This is a genomic window from Nonomuraea zeae, assembly GCF_005889725.1.
GTDB lineage: Bacteria > Actinomycetota > Actinomycetes > Streptosporangiales > Streptosporangiaceae > Nonomuraea > Nonomuraea zeae.
Map to the genome: position 1 here is coordinate 1 of NZ_VCKX01000621.1, position 2,148 is coordinate 2,148.

General features: G+C 66.0%; 1 protein-coding gene. It reads left to right on the plus strand.

Translation table 11 applies throughout. The annotated features are described in order from the left end of the window. Window positions 1–54 precede the first annotated feature (54 nt). A complete protein-coding gene (locus tag ETD85_RS61840; RefSeq protein WP_138699023.1) occupies window positions 55–2,133 on the plus strand; it encodes an ISAzo13 family transposase in 2,079 nt (692 codons plus the stop codon). Window positions 2,134–2,148: the final 15 nt, after the last annotated feature.

Consider the following 2,148-nt stretch of genomic DNA (forward strand, 5'->3'; position numbering starts at 1 on the left):
GAAGCCACCAAGAAATAAAGCGTTGCTTTCTGATCTTCGGTTCGTTGGGACGGTATGGGCTTCCCCGACGACGTCTTGTCTCAACTCGCACGGCGGTTCGACGTGCTCCTTCCGCATCTGAATGAGCGTCAGCGGCGTCTGCTGCTCGGGCAGGAAGCGCGACTGCTCGGGCATGGCGGTGTTCGAGCGGTGGCGACAGTGGCTGGGGCGTCGGAAACAACGGTCCGTGCCGGTGTTTTCGAACTGGAGGCGGGTGACGAGCCTCTCGACGATGGTCGAGTCCGCCATGCCGGTGGCGGCCGAAAACCAATCGAGGAGATCGACCCGGACCTGATTCCCGCCCTGATGGCGCTGGTAGAGCCGGACGAGCGGGGCGAACCAATGTCGCCGCTCCGCTGGACGACCAAGTCGCTGCGGCACCTGGCCGACGAGCTGACCCAACGAGGGCACCGAGTGTCGCCTCCGACAGTCGGGCGGCTTCTGCGCGAAGCCGGGTTCAGCCTGCAGGGCAACGCCAAGACCCTGGAAGGCAAGCAGCACCCGGACCGGGATGCGCAGTTCCGCTATATCAACGAGCAGGTCAAGCAGCACCAGGCCGAGGGAGAGCCGGTGATCAGCGTCGATACCAAGAAGCGCGAGCAGCTCGGCCGACTCCCCAACCCGGGCCGTGAGTGGCGGCCGAAGGGCGACCCGATCAAGGTTGAGGACCACAGCTTCTTCTTCACCGGTCCCGACGTCGCTCAGGCCATCCCGTATGGGATCTACGACATCAGCGCGAACACCGGCTGGGTGAACGTCGGCATCGACCACGACACCTCAACGTTCGCGGTCGCCTCGATCCGCCGCTGGTGGCAGGCCCGCGGCAGTCTGGACTACCCGAACGCCTCTCAGCTGCTGATCACCGCGGACGCGGGCGGCTCCAACAGCTACCGGTATCGGGTCTGGAAAGCCGAACTCGCCGCCCTGGCCGCCGAGACCGGCCTGGCGATCACGGTATGTCACTTTCCGCCGGGGACGTCGAAATGGAACAAGATCGAACACAGGCTGTTCTCCCACGTCACGATGAACTGGCGCGGACGGCCGTTGACCAGCCACGACGTCGTGGTCAACACGATCGCCTCAACGCGGACCCGCACCGGGTTGCGGGTCGAAGCCGAACTCGACACCACCTCGTATCCGCTGGGCGTCACGGTGAGCAAGGCCCGGTTCGCCGAGCTGCCGATCCACGCCCACCCCACCCATAGCTCCTGGAACTACACGATCCGCCCCGACCAGGCCACCATCGCTGATCAGCCGGGCGTCGTCAGCGCCGACCGGGCGCAGGTCCGCGCCGCAGCGCTGCGCGCCCTGGCCGACCCCCGTCTGACCGGCATGACCGAAGCCGAACTGGGCGACCTCTCTCGCCGGCTCGCTCCCGCCCAGGCCGCTCGGGCCGAGCAGCGCATGTTCCACCAGCGTGGCGGTGGACGTCGCCGCGCCAAGGGCGCCGGGTCCCAGAGACTGCTCTGTGACGCGGACCGGGTGCTGATCACGGTGGTCTACCTTCGCCAGATCTGTTCCCAAAAGGTCCTGTCCGACATGCTCGAGGTCAGCGACTTCACGATCGGCTACTGGATCGCCGAGACCCGCAAACTTCTCACCGAGAATCAGATCACCATCCCCGCCACCACCCTGCGGTTCACCACCCCCGCGCAACTGCACGTTTTCCTGGACAACGACGACGTCCCTGCCCAGCGGCCCCGGATCTCCGAAACGCTCTCCCACCCCGCTCTGACCGGGATGAGCCGCGAAGAGCTCCATCAGATGATCGAGCGGCTGACCCCACTGCAAGCGGCCCGCCTCGAACGCCTCCGCTACGAGCGTCGCGGTGGCGAACGCCTCCCCGGAGCCCGCGGTGGCATCTTCCAACAGAAGATCACCGACGCCGAACGGATCCTCGCCACCATCCTCTACCAGCGGAAAGTCTGCACCCGGCAAGCCCTCAGCGAACTGTTCGAAGTCAGCCCACGCACCATCGGCAACACCCTCATCGACGCCCGCCCACTCCTGGAAAACGATGGCTACAACCCCGCACCGGCCACAATCCGCTACCGGAACGCAGCCGCGCTCCTCGCCTCCATCTCGCCGTGTTGATCCTTTACGGCTTCA